This window comes from Psychrosphaera sp. (assembly GCF_982872775.1).
Genome location: NZ_CEYNSH010000053.1, coordinates 1 through 18,625, shown reverse-complemented (window position 1 = coordinate 18,625; position 18,625 = coordinate 1). Strand labels below are relative to the sequence as shown.

The following is an 18,625-nucleotide window of genomic DNA, read 5'->3' as shown; positions in this document are numbered from 1 at the left end:
TTTACGTACTGTGCACGGAAGCGCGATGGGAGTTTAGTTTGCATAGAGTAGTAATTTTATTAAGCGAATCAACGGATAAAGAGTCCACGGACCTTTTCCTCGCCTTGATCGATACATTCGGTCTTCATTCAGAAACAACAACACATATCCCCGATGTTGCATCCTTTGATCATACCGATATGGTCTTTATCGATGCTGGCGCTGCTGATTGTTGTGGTAACTTGCCGACTGAATTCAAACAACTTGCAGAAAAAACCCGTGTCGTGTTGTTTAATGCAGATCCAAATGAACAGTGTGAAAAACAACTCGTTTTAGCTGGTTTTAATGGTATTTTCTACAGCAATGAGCGACCTGACATCATCTTGAAAGGCTTAAGTCACCTTCAGCAAAAGGAGCGATGGTTTAAGCGCGAAGCAATGAACGAAGCAATTACTGAGTTGTTAAGTGGTCGCGCATCGACTATTGAGGACAAAGACTTTGGTTTTCTCAATTTAACAAAACGTGAGAACGCCATTATTAACTTAGTGTCTAAAGGTGCCAAGAATGCAGAGATTGCTGAGCAATTGCATATCAGCCCAAATACGGTCAAAACCCATCTTTACAGTATTTTTAGAAAGACCCAATCACGTAATCGAGTTGAATTAATTTCACTAACACAACAAGTGGGCAACAGTTAATAACTGCTCCCACTTTTTGGTTTCTCTTAAGACCTAGCTCTCCATACATTTTTATCTATGCCCTTTAAGACAAGCTCGGCAGTCGCCTTTTCAATCGCTTGTTTGACACAAATATGCATAGGTTCGTTAGTGCTATAACCACCTTCTGCTTCCGCTAGACGTTTAAAGCTTACATAACGGAAAAAGCCAGCACGTACTTCTTTACTCAATACCTTCTTAGAAGTTGATACTGATACTAACACTTGACCAGTTCGAACATCGATTGCACGCATGTAAACTGAAATCATGTCTTCACGATACAGTTCTGATGCACCAATACCAAAATACTCAGCGCCAAAGCCACCGGTTTTTATATTCGAATCATAACTAATTATGCCGCCTTCAATAAGAAGTTTTGAGGTAGATAACGCTGGTAATTCTTGAGTATTTTCACCTGACTTTTGCGCTTCTTGTAACGCTGCACGAATGATCTTTCGTTCCGTTAAAATGTTTTGTAGCCCTTCGCGTTCTAAAGGCATAAACCATTTTGAGTCACTTAAGGTTTGCATCAAAATTGACGTCGCACCTTGTGTTACTGCGGTTGAGAATGAGCTACCGTTGTCTTGCGGTTTGTATTGACCGGTTTGATCACGAAAAGAGTAAACCGAAACCGGGATCATGCCTGCCGGGTTAGGCAATTGCTCTAACTCGCTGAAGGTTTCCGTTTGTTCCATCTCTACGGCTAGCGTTTGATCTGGTGGTAAAACATTACTAATTGTACTGCAACCCGTCATTAGTACAGCGGCTGCGATAGATAAAAACTGCTTCATAAACTTATCCGAACCTTGGAATTTCTATTATAGTGACTTCACCTGTCAGTGTGTTCGTTACTTCTACTTTAATGCTATCGGCATTAGTCGTGATGACTTCGATAATGTGATCACCACTGGTGAAGATAGAATCTTCAGAAAGCAAACTCGGTTCACATGTCGGGTCTGCAGGATCACAAGTCTCACCAAAAGCTAAATCAGTGATCTCTCTAACTAGCTTACTTATATAAGCGCGCTCAAGAGAAGACTGAAATCGTTCTGCATAGGACTGTTCTAGCGTAGGTGCCTTGTGCATGTTTTGAGATTGCGCTTTGTTTAATAAAAAGCTGCCATTAATAGGGTTGCCACCGAAACTTGGATTTACCGGCTTATACACCAAATTAGATGCATATGAGCCACTAGACAACAGGAAGCCAAGGAAAAGGACACTTGTTTTAAACTTCATTTCTACCATCCATTTTGAGCTATATCTGGGTTACTTTCAGTAAACTGAGTTTTGGCCATTTCCTCGAGTAAAACATAAATTGCGCTTTCAACTTGAGGTTTAATTGGCTGTAATCGGCGGCCAAAGTAGGTTACAAAAATAACATTATTATTTAAATACACCATTAATTTGGTGCCTGAGCGAGGAATCACTTGTTCTTTGATTTGAACGTTAAATCCAGCAGAGTTTTGAACATCGCGCCAATACTGGCTGTATTGATAAGCAAACTCTCGGCCTTGACGACTAATAGTGTTGTCGAGCAACAACCCGCCTATCTCTATTTCCTGTGAGGCCTGACTTGGCTGCGCAACCAAGAACAACAAAAGTGTTAAAAATACGTTTTTTAGCATAGTTACCTAGACTACCATTATTTGACGAAATTACATGCAAAAAATAAGGGGCTAATCAGCCCCTTATTTTATAACTAGTTAATAAACGTCAATAAACGCTTTACTATTAGTCTTGCATGATAACGGCAGTGTTCCAATCACCAACTTGAGTGATGTCAATCGTGCCCATTGCACTGATTACGTCACCTTCAACAATGTTGCCATTACCTTCTTGAGTAATGTTAAGCGTGATTGCATAGCCACCAACAAGCATTGGAGCGCCGCCTGCACCAGTGATCATGTTTTCATCACCTAGCTGTTCGATGTTCACAATGTGCATGTCGCCTTCTAATAACATGTCAATCGAGTTTAGGTCACCGTCTTGAGCAATCGTTGCAACAGATTCGTTTGTATCAATGATAGAACCATACTCAAAGAATAGGTCGTTCATGTTTCCGTCTTGAGTAATGTCGACATCGTTGTTCATAGTTGGGTTATCAGCACCTTGTGCGCCTTGAACAATCGCGATGTTTTCGTCACCCGTTTGATTAACATCAACTTCATTGCTAATACCCATGAAGTTAACAACGTGTGCTTGGTTAAAATCACCCACTTGAGTTACGTCAAACTCAGTCTCTTCACTTAGTGCACCTACATAAACGTCATTAGCCATACCGTCTTGGATCGCGGTAAACTCGTTACCTGAACCCAGAACGATAACCTCTGCAACATTGTCGTCACCATCCTGCATTACCATCACATCGTTTTCAGAACCTTCAATCGCATTGAAAACCGTTTCGTTAGTCATGCCTTCTTGCTCAACCATGATGAAGTTATCATCACCGTTGATTGTACCAAGTTGAAGAGCGTTCTGGTCGCCATCTTGGTCAACTGTAATATAGTTACCACTGCCGTTTAGCCCATCAAGAGTTGTGTTTGAGAAAAAGCCGTCTTGAGTTACTTCAAGGCTGTTTTCGTTACCGGCAACACCCAAGATGATTGATTCATTCCAGTCACCGCTTTGAGTGGTTTCAATTGAGTTATCATCGCCTGAAACAGCAAGATTGATAGACCATTGGCCACCGCCAGATTGAGTAGTATCGATGGTGTTCATGCTACCAGACACATTGTTCAATGAGTCATTGTAGTAACCCATTAAGCCTTCACCTTCTTGTGAAACAGTAACCATGTTGTCACTGCCTGTAAGGTTGGCTTCATAAGCGTTATATAAACCACTTTGGTCAACAACTTGCGAGTTAAAGTCACCAATGCTTGATGCCCAAGCAGTGTTACCTTCGCCATTTTGAATTATGTCAGAGATGTTACCATCGCCGTCGCTATATACGTTGATTGCGTTAACATCACCTGTTTGTGATAAAACAACCTCATTACCAAATACAGCACCTTCAGAAGAAACTTGTGTGATGACGATTTCGTTACCGACAACGTTAACTTGGAAGTCTTTGCTTGCCTGAGCAATTGGTGCAGACTTAGTTGCATCTTCAGCAGCTACTGCTACTTGTGAACCCAACGCTAGTAAAATAGCACTTGCAATGATTGATTTATTATTTTTCATTATTTCGTCCTCCGGTACCATCAATATTGAGTAATATTAACGACCATATCGCTTCCGATTTGATGAACAGTGAAGTTCTGTTCACCTGTTTGAATTATGTTTGCTGTATTGGCATTCCCGTCTTGTATCACCTCGGCAAAGTTGTCGTTACCGAATTGTTCTAAATTGATAACGTTGCCGTAACCTTGCTGGCTTAGGTTTGCACTATTGTTCATACCATTTTGCAAAACGGTTATTGTGTTGTTGAGGTTAGCCATTTGACTAACTTCTATGTTGTTTAGTATTCCGTATTGAGAAATCACCATGTGACTGGCTTGATTGTTTGCCGGCACTACGTGCTTCATCAGACTTAAAGACAGTGAAGAATCTTTTAGTTCGTTGCCTGAGACCAAGTCTTGGGAACTACAAAAATGAGAAAAGCTTGTTAAACACACAACTAGCGCCCCAATGAGACCCTGGCGTCTGGTTGTGTACTTTGTACAAGGTTTATTATTTTTATTTGTTCTCATTAACCTGCCATCAAACTGTTCGTTGCCCATTTAATTTAGTGTGTTTAAATTTTGATAACTATCGCCCGAAAGGCTTAAAATTATTAAATCCATACTTTACAGAGAGTTAGGTACAGTGCAGGTTCAATAACGGGTTTTAAGGGTTGAAATGAAAACTATTTCTAATAAAAAAGTATTAGTTTTGAAATAAAGGATTTCCCCTACAAAACTAATACTTTTTTACTAAAAACACTCCTTTGTTAGCTCCTTTCTAAGACTTAATTCTCATTTTTTATTTATCGCTAGCAATTTATGCCTTTTTATAGCTAAAGTTAGGGCGTTGCTTATTTCGTATTATTAGATGTATTTAAAGACACAGTGAAGAATCTAACTTGTTATCCAAAGATGTTGCACTTTGGGTACTCTATTAACTAGAAGTGGATTCTAAACATGAAACTAAAACTAACTACTTTATCTCTAGCTATGTTGCCATTAATGGCGACTGCTTCACTTGAGCATGGCGTTCAACAAAAAGAATACGCCGCTGACTCTGTTATTGTTGTATACAAAGACTCAGCTTCAAAACTACAACGTCGTTCTGTTCGCTCTAAGTTGGGCGCGAAGATCTCTGACTTAAACAATGATGAGATTGATGATCGTTTCAAAAACCTACTAAAAGGTCGCATGGCTAAGCTTGAGCTGCGCGGCATGTCAGTTAAAGACGCACTAGCAAAACTAAAAGGCAACCCAGCCGTTTTATATGCAGAACCAGATTATATCGTTCACCCAGCGGTAACGCCTGACGACTCGCGTTACGATGAGCTTTGGGGCTTACACAACACAGGCCAAACTGGCGGTACTCCTGATGCAGATATCGATGCGCCAGAGGCGTGGGAAACATCAACGGGTAGCCGTGACGTTGTCATCGGTGTTATCGATACGGGTGTTGATTACACTCACCCAGACTTAGCTGCAAATATGTGGGTAAACCCAGGTGAAATCGCGGGCGATGGCATTGATAACGACGGTAATGGTTATATTGATGACGTTCACGGTATTAACGCGATTGATAGCTCTGGTGACCCAATGGACACTGGTGGCCACGGTACTCACGTTGCCGGTACTATCGGTGCAACAGGCAACAACGCTGAAGGTGTTGTAGGTGTTAACCACGCGGTGTCTATGATTGGTTGTAAGTTCTTAGGTGCGAATGGCGGTACTACTTCTGACGCCATCGAGTGTATTAACTACTTTGTTGACCTAAAGAATAATGGCGTAAATGTTCGTGCTACCAACAACAGTTGGGGCGGCGGTGGCTATAGCCAAGCACTAGACGATGCACTTACGGCTTCTGAAGCAGCAGACATTCTATTTATCGCAGCGGCTGGTAATGACGCATACGATAACGATGAAACACCAAGCTACCCAACAGGTTATCCTCATGACACTGTAATGGGTATTGCTAGCACCACTCATACAGATTCAATGTCAGGCTTCTCACAATGGGGCTTAACAACGATTGATATGGGTGCACCAGGTTCTGCTATTTTATCAACAACTCCAGGTAACAATTACGCAGTTTACTCAGGTACGTCGATGGCGACACCTCACGTAACTGGTGTTGCAGCACTAGCATGGTCAGTTAACCCTGAATTAACTGCACTTGAAATGAAAGAGTTGTTAATGACATCAGGTGATACAAATGCAGACCTAACAGGTAAAACTGTTTCTGGTAATCGTTTGAATGCGTTTAATGCATTAGAGAATGCAGATCCTACTCCTGGCTTTAAGTTCAGCGTAACACCAGTAATGCAAACTGTTACGGCTGGTGATGCTGCGGTTTATTCGTTTGACGTTGGTTCAATCGCAGACTGGTCTGGCGACGTTAGCCTTTCAGTCGTTGGTAACCTTGAAGGTGCGGTACTTTCAAGCTCAACAGTTGCACCAGGTCAATCATTCACACTAACTGTTCCTACTACAGCAGAAACAGCTTGGGGCGATTACAGCTTCACTGTTACAGGCACAAGTGGTGAATTATTAAAAGAAGCGACAGTAAGCCTAAGTGTTGAGCCACAAGGTTTATTCGACGTCACTTATAGCAACAACACACCAGTTGATATTCCTGATGCAGACCCTGTAGGTGCGACATCAACAATTAATGTTGCTGACCCAATTACTGTTTTCTCTCACAACACTTACATCAACATCACTCATACTTGGATTGGTGACTTAACAGTGTCATTGACATCGCCAATGGGTACGACAGCTATTCTTCACAACCAAGATGGCGGAAGTGCAGACGATATCAGCAAAACAGTAAGCACTGATGCATTCAGTGGTGAGTCAGGTACAGGTGACTGGACACTTACAGTTGTTGATTCATACGGCGCTGATGTGGGTACACTTAATAACTGGTCAATGACTATTAGTGCATTAGGTGAATTACTACCAGCTCCTCCAGTAGCAAGCTTCGGTTATGAGCTACTAGGCTTATCAGTAAGCTTCATGGACTCAAGTACTGACCTTAACAATGACATCGTGTCATGGGATTGGGACTTTGGTGACGGTAACATGTCTACTGAACAAAACCCTACTCACACGTTTGCTGCGGCAGGAACGTACGACGTAACACTAACAGTAACTGATGAAGCGGGTAACGCAACATCAACTACTTCTTCAGTTGCAGTATCAGCTGATATCATCACTGCAGAGATCAAACGAGCTTACTTATCTCGTCTAGGTCGCTTACGTGTAGACTTCACATACGAAGGTAGCACAGCAGAGATGGTTGATATCTACCGCAACGGTGAGCTATACGACACAGTTGCTAACACTGGTACATACCGTGATATCGAACGTAGAGCGTCAGCAACGTCATACACTTACCAAGTGTGTAACGCTGGTACGGTTTCTTGTTCAAATGAAATCACAGCTAGCTTTTAATCTCTGATTATTAACTAACTTAGCTAATCTAAGCCCCGGCAGTTGCTGGGGCTTTTTTATGGGTGACTGCTTATTTTACCCGCTAACTAACGTCACTTTAGAAGTTGGCTTCGTTAGTCAAAGAGAAATAGAGCCACCTAAGTTTTAATTGCAGCCTTCATCTAACAACCAATGGATAAATTATCGACAATTGAATCATTTAGTTAACAAATAGCTTGCAGTTATTAAGTCGACCGTTATAATTCTTGTCGCTTTATAGCAAACCAATCTGTGCCGGTGTGATGGAATTGGTAGACATGACGGATTCAAAATCCGTTGCCTTCGGGCGTGGCGGTTCAAGTCCGCCCACCGGTACCACTTCTCTTTTAAAGAGAAAAAACAACCGATTATTCTTTTAAAGAGTGTCGGTTTTTTTATGCCTGAAATTTTTCAAAAACAGCGCTTTCCCCAAAGTAAAAATCAATCCTTCTCCTTAATTTACTTGTCATAAACCTAGTGTAAAAAATAAGCTATGCTTTTAAAACGTTGCTCATTACGGAAAGGAGCCTCAATGTCCCTATCTATTTCTCGCGCTTATCTAATACTTTTGTCGTTGGCTGCAAGCCTAGTCTTACTAACGGGCTGCTCCGCGGTATCGAATTCTTTATCAAGCATTACGCAAATTTCGGACTCTCAAAAAGTGAAGACAGGCGCCAAGGACAAAATCGTCATCGCCCATCGTGGCGCCAGTGGTTATTTGCCCGAACATACAATGGAAGCTAAGGTCCTTGCTTTTGCTCAAGGCGCTGACTTTATCGAGCAGGACGTTGTTGTAACCAAAGACAAACAACTCGTTGTATTACACGATCTCACTCTTGATAACACGACAGATGTCGTGACCCAATTTCCTGGACGGGCCAGAGCCGATGGTCGTTTTTATGTCATCGACTTTACTCTTGCTGAGTTGCGTACCTTACGAGTGTCTGAGCGGTTTAATAGCAGCGGAACGAATACGAGAGCAGAGTACCCAAATCGATTTCCGATTAATCAAGGCCGCTTCCAAATTCATACGTTTGAAGAGGAAGTCGCTCTTATCCAAAACCTAAACCGTTTATTGGGTAAAAACGTTGGGATTTATCCAGAAATAAAATCCCCAGCGTTTCATAAAAACGAAGGGGTTGATATCAGCCTAATGGTACTTGAAGCGTTAAAAAAACTCGGTTATCAAAACAAAAGCAGCCGCGTTTATTTACAAAGCTTTGACCCTAACGCGCTACAACGGATAAAAAATGAATTAATGCCAAGGCTGAATATGAACATTAAATTGGTTCAACTCATGGCCTATTCCAAATGGAACGTCAGTTACGAATATAAAAACAATCAGAAAAAGCCGTACAATTACGACTGGATGTTCTCCAAACAAGGCCTTAGTAAAATAGCTAAGTACGCGGATGGCGTTGGGCCGCACCTTTCTATGCTTGTCGAATCGGGCAGTCGATTGGGAGCCGTCACCCCAACCAGCTTAGTTGAAGATGCTCATCAATTGGGCCTTGCTGTCCACCCTTACACCTTTAGAGCGGACCCAGAGAAGTTACCTAAGTATGTAAGTAACTTTGATGAGCTTTTGAGCTTGTTTTTATTTGATTTGGGTGTTGACGGTGTGTTTACCGACTTTCCTGACCGAGCGCTTGGTGTAATACAACACAAATAAGATAATACCAGTAATCGATACCAACACGGCAATGATAGCAACCGGCAGCATTAGCCATAAATTGGCGGACTTCTGAAAAAAGGTTCCGTCGTGAATGCTTTCAATCAGATCTGAGTTGCGCTTAGCAACATGCAAAACCTCGCCAGAGTGACCGTCTATTTGGATTTCGATGCGGTTGTTTGCGCGTATTTTGATAATGCCTTTATTAGGTCTTACGTCCAGTCTATCTATGTCTTGCCACGACAAAACTTGAGCTGATTCAACGGTTTTAGCGATGTCCAACACTTGCTCAAATGGAATGCTCACACCGCTATTATGGCCTTTCATGGTTGGCGGCTGTAAGACATCGAACTCCTTTTTGACCAACAACAAAATACCGGTAACAAATACGACCAATATTGGAATAGCGATAATGATACTTGCCCATTTATGAATCAGGCGGTTGGTCTTTTTTGCACTCATGATTACTTCGAGTTTCCTGGTTTCTGAATTGGTTTCGACTAATTATCTTAGTCACAATTTAAAGCGTTATGTACCAAACATTTAGTGGCTTAATCAGGTGGTTTCAACAAGTGATTTAAAAAAGCCACTTGAACGCTAACTTTAATGTTCGACCTGCTTGTATAGGCGCATTTTTATCTAAACTACCAAAATAAGCCTGATTGGTTAAGTTCGTTATATTTAGTTGGGCGGAGATGTCTGCTGACCAATGATAATCTAGCCCTAAGTTATGTAGCCATACTTGCTCTCGAGGCAACTCTGAAGGCCCATAAGACTCAACTTTAGGTTGATAGCTGACACGATACAACCATGAAAATCTTTCTGTATTTAGTATTAAGGCGGTATCAATACGCTGTGGCTGAATGTCATCAATTCGAGCGTCTTTTTCATCTAGCCCCTGTTGTTTTTGATAACTAAAACGGTATTCAAGACCATCATTAATGTGCCAAGAGAAAGCTGCTTCAACACCGCGTATCGTCGCACTTTCGGTATTTCGATAGCTCAGCACAGAATCAAATGATTGTAAGTCATCCGGTCTTTCATCAACCAGTTGTACTCGCTCGATATAGTCATCGACTTGATAGTAGTAACCGCACACACTCAAAGACCAGTCAAAGCCTAAACTGTGATTAAGACCAAACTCAATACCTTTACTTTGTTCAGGTAAAAGCTCTGGGTTACCAACAACATAAGCTCTCGGTGTTGGCCCTACGAAAAAACGCTCTGATAGGGTCGCAGAGCGAAATCCATTCGCAACATTTACGTTCAGTTCCCACGCTTTATTAAACGAATAGGAAAGCGCAGCAGAACCACTCAGAAAATGATCATACACGGAAACTTGTTTTAACCAATCATAGCGAAGTCCCCAATCAAATCTCATTTGACCGCCGTTAAATTGTCCTTTTAAAAAGGCGCCAACTTGGTCTTCCTCTCCGTTTAAATAACTTTGCTGAATCTCACTGCCTACCGTTACGTCTGCCGCCAAACCCGCAACTACCTTCTGATCTGGGGTTTTCTCCTGACCGGAGGCGCTCTCCTGATATGAAACTCCGCTGCTACGCTCAATGTTTACCGCATCAATACCGTCAAAAGGCGCTTTATAAAACCGAGTAGCGCTTGATATTCGAACGCCCTTTCTCGAGAGCCAATCCAACCCCACATCTAGGTCGAATTCATCAACAGGTGCTATGAATTGAGCGCCTAGTGTATGGCTTTGATAGTCGCTTTGAGATTGGTAACGGTCGATTCTGTCCACTACACTGTCCCAGTTTTGGTAATGGTGAAACACCTTTCCTTGCCAGCCGGATTGCGCTGAAACATGTAACTGACTCAAAACATGGGTTTCCTCTGGATAAAGACTGACTTCACGGTCGGGGAATCGAATATTACTTTTACCAATATCTTTACCGATACCTGTAAGAAGTGAGGTTGTTACTGTGTAATCCGAAAGTTGAACGGTATGCCGATGCAACGCACTTATCCTTTTAAACTGCGTATTCAACTCGTTACTATCAAAGTCCTCAGTATTTCCTGACTTTTCAAAGCTTAACCCTTGAGTCAGTAGGTCTTTTTGTCGAGTGAAGGTAACAGCCAATGCGTCATTTTGCGGTTGTGTAGTCAGCTTTATACCAGAATCATGCCCTTCTGTACTCAAACTCACGACGCCACCCATTGAGCCTGAGCCATATAAAGTTGAACGAGGACCAGACAAAACCAATGCGCTAGAGACTAAGTCGGATGCGATAAAGGAAGCGGCATTGCCGGCACGCCTATCAGTAACAATCGGAATACCGTCCACCTCAGTTCTAATTCGACCTTTACTAAATCCTCGGATGGAATAACTTTGGAACTGGCCACCTTGACCATTTAAGCTGACACTTGGGTGCAAACTTAAATCATCAGCAATCGTTTGATTAAAACGCCCCATCAGGCTGTGATTGACAAACTCTGCTGCACTGTCTAGCTCGGATAAGAACTGTGACTTGGGCGCTAAAACCTGAATAACTTCAGGAAACGTATTTGGTACTGCCTCTGGGGTTGAAGTTGGTTTTGGTGTTGATTTTGTTGATGTTGGTCGCACAGTAGCCGACTCTATAGTAAACCTAGTAGATTCAATAGAGCTCGCAATCGCCTTAACCTCAAACGAAGTCACCGCCACACAAACTGCCGATGTGACTAAAATGTTAAACAGGTAAAAATGGCATTTTTTCATGTTTGATCAATATACTGCTGTTGATTCACGAATACTGTTAATTTTTGGAAACGGCCTATTAAAAAGCGGCACTGCTTTTTAGTCAGTGCCGCTTGTCTACATATAACTTAGTCTCAAAAGACTATTTTGCGACCAGAGGCGCACCTTTAGTCCAAGGACCACCAGCATCAACAACGGCTTGTTGTAATGCAGGAATTGCATTTTGTTGCAATGATGCGATGCGTTTAGTGACTTTTTCTAAGCCTTCCATAGCATAACCAAATTGCTCTTTATGCTGCTTTGTTGGACCATATGAAGACCAAGTTGCAGACATTGCATATTGTAAACGGCTACTGATATTCGCAGGTTTAATACCTTTTCGATTGCGAGACTCTAAGCCATAAAGTTCGCGCTCAATGGCATTAATTTCCGCTTGAATATTTGCGTACGCCGCTTCGAGCTCTTGAATGTTGTTAGGCGTCACATCAATCGCAGAGCGAATAGCGTCCAATGTTCCTTTGACATCTTTTAGCACAGCACTTGCTGCTGATGCACGGCTTTCTGCTTTAACTATCGCCTCACCAAACTCATGAACCTCATTAGGCGTCGGACCGACAAGTGCATTCTGACGAATTGGTTTTAATTCAAATTGAACTGGGCCAACTAACTCAGTGACCTTGCTACCTTCACGCTTAAATAAGGTTGCCGTGTATACTCCAGGTGGTGCAATCAGGCCATCACCTAGTGGACTCCAACCAGATTTACTACCAGTTACCGCGCTGGCTTTGGCATAGGTCATATCCCACGTAACACGTTGTAGGCCTTTTGATGTTTTCGCAGAAACACGCTCAACAAAGTCGCCGTTTGCATCCGATATTTCTAAATAAACCGCTGGGCTCGCCTCTTCATTTTCAGCTTCGATGGCTTCCCATGATGGATATTTAGGGTATTTTTCATCTTTAACCATGGCTTTTTCAGCCTCTTGGCGACGCTCTTTTGCTGTTTTCAGTGCTTCTTTTAAATAAACAGTAAATGTCGCCCCATGCTCTGGGTTTTTGGCGACAAATCGATCATCACCGTCTGTTTCGGTATGGTTACCATCGAGCTGGAACCATTTAACAGGACGACTTGGTGCAAATAATAGTGCTTCTTTTTCTAACGCTTTTTCATTAAGGGCTCGAAGTGGCGCATAATCATCAAGAATATATATTCCGCGGCCAAAGGTACCTGCAACTAAGTCGTTTTCACGGCGTTGGATTTGCACGTCACGTGTGGAAATCGTTGGAATACCACCCGTTAGCTCTAACCATTTTTTACCGCCATTGACTGAGAAAAACACACCAAATTCTGTACCAATAAACAATAAGTCTTTGTTTACATGGTCTTGAACAATTCGCCAAACTAAGTGGTTCTCTGGAATATCTTCACTTAACGACGTCCATTTTTTACCTAGGTTTGTAGACTTAATTAAGTAAGGTTTGAAGTCACCGTACTTGTGATTATCAAGTGCAACATACACGGTATTTGGATCAAATAAGTCAGCACGAATGTCATTTACATAAGCCGTCTCTGGAACACCACGTATCTTCTTCAGGTCGATTTTTTTCCAATCTTTACCACCATTTTTGGTCACTTGAATTTGACCATCATCGGTACCTACCCAAAGGATATTTTCATCGACTGGGCTCTCCGCAAAGTTAGCAATGGTGTGATATTCAGACATGGCATAAATATCCCAACCCGCCTCAACAGACCAGGTACGGCCCATTACTGGCATGTGCATACGGTTACCATTTTTCGTCAAATCACCCGAAATAGGTGTCCAACTATCACCACGGTCATCCGATCGCCACACTCGTTGTGACGCAAAATAAATGCGTTTAGGGTCGTGAGCTGAAACATTGATTGGTGCATCCCAGTTAAAACGTTCCGCTGGTTCGCCAGGTCTTGGTTGTGGCTTGATATAAACGTTTTCACCCGTGGTGCGATCATGGCGGGTCAGATTACCTTGCTGCCACTGCGAATAAACAATATCTGGGTTACCTGGCTCGGTTGCCGGTTGATGTCCATCACCGCCAAGGGTCAAAAACCAATCTTTGTTTTTGATGCCATCGGTGCGGTCAGTGCGAGATGGTCCACCTTGAGTGGAGTTATCTTGTGTACCACCATAAACCGTATAAAACGGTTCGGCATCATCAACCGCTACTTTATAAAATTGAGTTAAAGGTAAGTTTGCAATAAAACGCCAGTTAGCCATACGGTCATGCGACATGTAAATACCACCGTCCGAACCAATCAAGACAAAGTCTGGGTCGGTTGGATGAAATGCCATTGCATGATCATCGACGTGTTTGCGTTTAGTGTTAATTGGTGTCCATGTTTTGCCACCATCATCGGATACTTTACTGTAGTTACTCGCGATATAAACACGGTCAAACTGATGTTGGTCAGCAAAGATCTCTTGGTAGTAATGTGGTCCTGTACCACCGCCGACTTCGTCGGACATTTTAGTCCAGCTTGCACCACGGTCTTCCGAACGATAGAAACCACCTTTACGGTTATCGATTTCGATGGTTGCGTACAACACGTCTGGGTTTTGCGGCGAAATGGCCATGCCGATTTTACCCATGTTACCGCTTGGTAAGCCGGTTTTTAATTCAGTCCAAGTCTCACCACCATCCTCTGAAGTATAGATACCAGCGCCCGGACCTGTACCTACGTAACTTGCAACGGTTCTTTGTCTAGACCAAGTTGCAGCATAAAGTCTATCTGGGTTACGAGGATCAATTAAAAGTGATGTAACGCCGGTCCACTCATCCTCAGGCTTGAGTACTTGTTTCCAGCTTTTACCGCCGTCTGTCGTTTTGTAGAGGCCTCGTTCACCGCCGCTACTCCATAATGGTCCCTGTGCCGACACCCAGACAATATCTGAATTGGTAGGGTGAACGATAATGTCAGAAATGCGCTCAGACTTCTTTAAGCCCATGTTTTTCCATGTTTTACCGCCATCCAGTGACTTATAAACACCATCACCAAAGCTGATGTGGCGACCACCGTTGTTTTCACCAGTGCCCACCCAAATAATGTTAGAGTTACTAGGGTCAATAGTTACATCACCGGTTGAATATACGGCCTGGCTATCAAAAATAGGCGACCAAGTTGTACCGGCATTCGTTGTCTTCCAGATTCCACCAGAACCAACGGCTGTATACCAAGTAGAAGGGTCGTTTTGATCAACCGCAATATCCGCGATACGACCAGACATGTAAGCCGGCCCAATGTTTCGCAATTCAAGTGCTTTAAATGTATTTGAATTAAAAGGTGACTTGTCGTCAGTGGATTTTTTCAGTGCGAATACATCAGCACTTGAAATCATGAGGGTTGCAACAAGTGCAGCCCTCAATGAGTGCGTTACTTTGGAGAAGCTTTTCATGTTTTCCCTACCTAGTTGTTGTTATTTTGTCCAATTACAACCATATAGCAAACATTATTCTTATCAAAGTAAATACACGTTCAATAAACAAAAATGGGCGCTGTCTTAATTCAGCTTGTTATTATGTCACCTGTTTTAGCTCTAAATTTGGGGAGGACTGTTCATCAGTGCAAATACAATTTCGTCCAGCCTCTTTAGCCCGATACAAAGCCATATCTGCAAAGTGAATAGTCTGCTCATAGCTATCTGCCGCTATTGAAGAAGCAAGACCACCGCTTAAGGTTAAACTGAGGCTGTCATTCCAATTTGGATCTTTGTGTTGTTCAACCGCCATACGAATTCGCTGTGTACAGACATGTGCCGAGCTTAGTTCGGTATCTGGAAACAAAACAATAAACTCTTCACCACCCCAACGCGCAACAATATCAATGTCTCTAACGTTTGATTCAATCACCTTAGCGACGGCCTTTAATACCTCATCACCAACGCTGTGTGACCATTCATCATTCACTTGTTTGAAGTTATCTATATCCAAAAAGGCGATACAATACTCGCTGCCTTTTCGTCTCGAATAAGCATCCCACTTGGCACATTCAAGAGAGAACGCCCTTCGATTCAACAACTTTGTTAAATCATCTTCTTGGGATAATTGCTCCAAAATCCGAGTATTTTCTATTAGCTTTTCGAGTAACTCAGACTTTTCTTTGTTAGCGGCCGATAACTCTTGAGAACGTTTTTGTAGTTTACTGGTTTTCTCTTTGATCTTCTCTTCTAACAAAGCGTTTCGGCGCCCATCCAGCATCGCCTTGTAATAAAAAACGATACCAATAATTAACATAATCGTGATTAGCGCTGATAACTTAAATACAGACGTTTCCCACCAATATGGCAGTTTCGTAATGTTTAATTTTACGGGTCGAGACCAGTCATAGGGAGCAATTGACGTTGATATTTCCAGCGTGTAGGTACCAGGCTCCAAACTTGTGTACTCAACGGAATTGACTGCTCCACGATTTTCCCATTCCTCGTCAAAACCAACCAAACGCGCACGATACTCTGTGCGGTTTGGCGCCTTCAAATTGATGCTGGTAAAGTTGACTCTGAGGTGCTGATTATAAGCCTGCAAAGTTATCTTGTTAGTTACATCCTGAAAGACTTTGTCAATTTCGATGGACTCTATTCTCAGTGGGTTTGTTGTGCCTTCATAGGTTTCAAGTTGCTTAGTTTCTGCACTTACTGCGCCTTTAGACGTTGCAAACCAAACCACACCATCACTATCTAAATAACCTGCAGGAGTAGAACGGCCATTGGCTTGTTTACTCAATAAGCCCTCTGATTCTTCAAAAACGTCATATTCGAGCGAGACACTTTCACCGTTCATCAAGCGGTTAACTGAATTAATACTCAGCCTAAATACTCCCTGATTCGAGCTTAACCAAAGGTAATTGTTGTTGTCGCGTATCACCGTAAAAAACTTCGCAACATTTTGATAATCTAGGTGACTTAGTCTAGCTAACTCACTTGTTTCTAAATCATAACGATACAATCCTGTATCTGTCGCGATCCAAACGACATTAAGTTGTTCGTCTTGATAAAAGTCAAAAACATGACCGGATTGTAGAGACTCAAGAGCTTTGATTTCAATGAACTTTTCATCCACTATAAAATCTATGCCTCGACTCGTGCCCGCCCACATTTGGCCATCAATTTCTTTTACAACCGCAACGACATTACTCGACATTCCGCTACTAAAAGCCGTTTGCACATCGTCTTTTAAACGCAATAGCCCCTGTGCTGTACCAATCCAAACTTCACCTTTTGAATTAGTTGATATACTGCGAACTTGATTTGATGGTAGGCCATTTTGAGTAGTGATATAAGGTTTGAACCCTTCCCCAGATTTAATAAAGACACCATCGGTATAGGTCCCAACCAAAATCTCATTATTAGGGCTTAATGCAATAGATAAAATAGATTGTCCATCAAGGTGACGAGAAATGACTTCATTGGTCTTTTTGTTATAACGAGCGAGCCCGTCTGAACTGCCAATCCAAATGTCACCAGCAGGCCCCTCCATCACTGCACGAATGTAATTTGACTGGAGTCCTTGCCTAGTACTCACTGCTCTGAATTGGCTTTCTCTAATTCGAGATAAACCTCCAACGGTACCAGCCCAAATACTTTGTTCGTGATCTTCAAATATCTTGGTAACTCGGTTGTTAGCCAAATTATCGTCCGTACCAAAATTAGTCAATGCACCCTTTTCATCTCGTAAATACAATCCACTTTTTGCTGTACCAAACCAAAGCCTGTCATTGCTATCGATAGTAAGCGCCAACACATCTAAATGTTCAAACCATCGTTCTTGTTTTGAAAAGTCACTTCCCGATAAAACAACAACGCCCCTAGAAGTAGCGACATACAGTTTATTATTGGTGAAAAAAACTTGGTTGACTCGGACCGACCCCAAATCGACCAACTGCACGAGCTTTTGATCGCGAATGTGATACAAGCCACTTGTTGTTCCCAATATAATCTGGTCATTCACTAACGTTAAACTAGTAATTTGATCATCTGCCATAACCAAAGAGCGAATGAGTTCTGTGCGCTCTCCAGATGCGCTAACAGCAAACAGCTTTTGCTCTTCTGTCACTACAAGCAAATGGTACAAATGGTGGAAGGTCAAAAGGTTTACTTGTGAATTGAACCGGACAAACTCTTGCCATTGACCATGCTGACTGCGTATTAAAACCTGACCTTTGGTTCCGCCTATATAAATATTGCCATTAGGCGCGGTAGCAAACCCACGAGCTGCATTATCTGTGACGGGGACGTTATGGATTTCTTTTATATTTTTAAAGGAGTGGCCATCAAAACGATCAACGCCTTCCCATGACGTTAACCAAATATATTTGTCTTCAGATTGAGTAATATCGGCGATGGTATTATGCGAAAGACCTTTTTCAGTGGTCCAAGTTTCAATTAAGAAATGATCGCCAGAGGGGGTACTCGCACTGAGCTGGAAGCATAAAAAAAGCGCCAAAAAGCAAGTAAATAACGGAGTAACCGCATTCTTTGAGTTCGCCATGAATTTTCCCTTTAGATTTATTTCGTTCCATCTTCTAAACAGATCATGGCTTTTTAATCTGCCTAGATTTGGATGAAGCCCAGTGTTCAAACACTGTTGTTGTTATTATTTTTAGCAACCTTACTTTAGCAGTATTTTCTCAAGAATAAAGCATCTAGTGCCCATTTTATATACATTGAAAAATTTACTAATTTTATTAATACCTTAGCACCAAACTACTGCTATTCAGAAGGTCTATTAAGTGACTCACTGGCTAGTATACCTTCTGAGCTCGACTCAGCTTGGGCATCTGCCATTTTGGCACGTTCAGCTTTTGAAATGTACTTAGGTTTGTTTTTAGGGTTGCGTTTGGCGTTCATTTTTTTAGCTTTCTTTTTTAACGTTTCGTTAATCTTTTTTCTGCGATTCATTGTCTT

At 42.2% G+C, this 18,625-nt stretch carries 13 protein-coding genes and 1 tRNA gene; 4 read left to right on the top strand and 10 right to left on the bottom strand.

The genetic code is table 11. The annotated features are described in order from the left end of the window. The coding region (locus AC4E96_RS12575) for a helix-turn-helix transcriptional regulator (RefSeq protein ID WP_490256064.1) at window positions 1-677 on the top strand (677 nt) is incomplete at its 5' end. Between the two features lie 26 nt (window positions 678-703). Here AC4E96_RS12575 and AC4E96_RS12570 read toward each other — a convergent pair. The 5 genes from AC4E96_RS12570 to AC4E96_RS12550 all read right to left on the bottom strand — a co-directional run bounded on the left by AC4E96_RS12570 (window position 704) and on the right by AC4E96_RS12550 (window position 4,384). Then, the gene (locus AC4E96_RS12570; RefSeq protein WP_490256063.1) at window positions 704-1,486 is read right to left on the bottom strand and encodes a CsgG/HfaB family protein; all 783 of its coding nucleotides are present in this window, start codon (window positions 1,484-1,486) and stop codon (window positions 704-706) included. 4 nt (window positions 1,487-1,490) lie between these two features. Further along, complete coding sequence (locus tag AC4E96_RS12565; RefSeq protein ID WP_488033997.1) at window positions 1,491-1,931, bottom strand: curli assembly protein CsgF; 441 nt, start codon at window positions 1,929-1,931, stop codon at window positions 1,491-1,493. Window positions 1,932-1,933: 2 nt separating this feature from the next. Beyond that, entirely contained in the window at window positions 1,934-2,320 is a 387-nt protein-coding gene (locus AC4E96_RS12560; RefSeq protein ID WP_490256062.1) for a CsgE family curli-type amyloid fiber assembly protein, read from the bottom strand. Between the two features lie 106 nt (window positions 2,321-2,426). Then, complete coding sequence (locus tag AC4E96_RS12555) at window positions 2,427-3,875, bottom strand: hypothetical protein (protein WP_490256061.1); 1,449 nt, start codon at window positions 3,873-3,875, stop codon at window positions 2,427-2,429. 20 nt (window positions 3,876-3,895) lie between these two features. Beyond that, the gene (locus AC4E96_RS12550; RefSeq protein ID WP_488034000.1) at window positions 3,896-4,384 is read right to left on the bottom strand and encodes a curlin subunit CsgB; all 489 of its coding nucleotides are present in this window, start codon (window positions 4,382-4,384) and stop codon (window positions 3,896-3,898) included. 429 nt (window positions 4,385-4,813) lie between these two features. Between AC4E96_RS12550 and AC4E96_RS12545 the strand changes: the two genes are divergently transcribed. From AC4E96_RS12545 to glpQ, 3 genes are all read left to right on the top strand, one after another. Next, the gene (locus AC4E96_RS12545) at window positions 4,814-7,306 is read left to right on the top strand and encodes a S8 family serine peptidase (protein ID WP_490256060.1); all 2,493 of its coding nucleotides are present in this window, start codon (window positions 4,814-4,816) and stop codon (window positions 7,304-7,306) included. Between the two features lie 272 nt (window positions 7,307-7,578). Beyond that, window positions 7,579-7,663: transfer RNA gene (locus AC4E96_RS12540), tRNA-Leu, on the top strand. A 193-nt stretch (window positions 7,664-7,856) separates the two neighbouring features. Next, window positions 7,857-8,996 carry a glycerophosphodiester phosphodiesterase gene (gene glpQ / locus AC4E96_RS12535; RefSeq protein ID WP_490256059.1) on the top strand — a complete coding sequence of 380 codons (1,140 nt, stop codon included), beginning with the start codon at window positions 7,857-7,859 and terminating at the stop codon, window positions 8,994-8,996. Here glpQ and AC4E96_RS12530 read toward each other — a convergent pair. From AC4E96_RS12530 to AC4E96_RS12510, 5 genes are all read right to left on the bottom strand, one after another. Continuing rightward, window positions 8,922-9,458 (bottom strand): PepSY domain-containing protein, encoded by a 537-nt coding sequence (locus AC4E96_RS12530; RefSeq protein ID WP_490256058.1) that lies wholly within the window; start codon window positions 9,456-9,458, stop codon window positions 8,922-8,924. The two genes, glpQ and AC4E96_RS12530, sit on opposite strands and share 75 nt — an antisense overlap. Window positions 9,459-9,573: 115 nt before the next feature. Then, on the bottom strand, window positions 9,574-11,577 hold the full coding sequence (locus AC4E96_RS12525; protein ID WP_490256057.1) for a TonB-dependent receptor domain-containing protein: 2,004 nt from the start codon (window positions 11,575-11,577) through the stop codon (window positions 9,574-9,576). 253 nt (window positions 11,578-11,830) lie between these two features. Beyond that, window positions 11,831-15,064, bottom strand: coding sequence for a VPS10 domain-containing protein (locus AC4E96_RS12520; RefSeq protein ID WP_490256065.1), 3,234 nt, complete (start codon window positions 15,062-15,064; stop codon window positions 11,831-11,833). Window positions 15,065-15,242: 178 nt separating this feature from the next. Next, the gene (locus tag AC4E96_RS12515; RefSeq protein WP_490256056.1) at window positions 15,243-18,209 is read right to left on the bottom strand and encodes a ligand-binding sensor domain-containing diguanylate cyclase; all 2,967 of its coding nucleotides are present in this window, start codon (window positions 18,207-18,209) and stop codon (window positions 15,243-15,245) included. 221 nt (window positions 18,210-18,430) lie between these two features. Continuing rightward, window positions 18,431-18,625: DUF2986 domain-containing protein (locus AC4E96_RS12510; protein ID WP_490256055.1), on the bottom strand; the 195-nt coding region annotated here is incomplete at its 5' end.